General features: G+C 60.7%; 1 protein-coding gene. It reads left to right on the top strand.

The genetic code is table 11. The features are described from left to right. Positions 1-229 (top strand): immunoglobulin-like domain-containing protein (locus tag IAE40_RS25600; protein ID WP_200604075.1); only part of this gene is annotated, 229 nt, incomplete at both ends.

Raw genomic sequence — 229 nt, 5'->3', positions numbered from 1 at the left:
TGGCAGCGCCACCGGGACTATCACCATCCATGCGCCTGATGACGTGTACGTCGGCGGCCAGCCAAGCATCGTGAACAAGCTGGAATCCGTCACTGGCGCCGATAACTTCGAGAAGCTGACCCTAGGCGACAACTCCGTCACCACCACAGTGACAGACGAACCAGGTACTGGCACTCCGGGCACCGGCAACGAAGGCGACAAGGTCTCCGTCACCATCGTCAGCAATGGC

The sequence above is a fragment of the Pseudomonas sp. S44 genome, assembly GCF_016624805.1.
GTDB classification, from domain to species: domain Bacteria; phylum Pseudomonadota; class Gammaproteobacteria; order Pseudomonadales; family Pseudomonadaceae; genus Aquipseudomonas; species Aquipseudomonas machongensis.
Note: the sequence above shows the minus strand (reverse complement) of the source record. Positions and strands in the feature narration are given on the sequence as shown.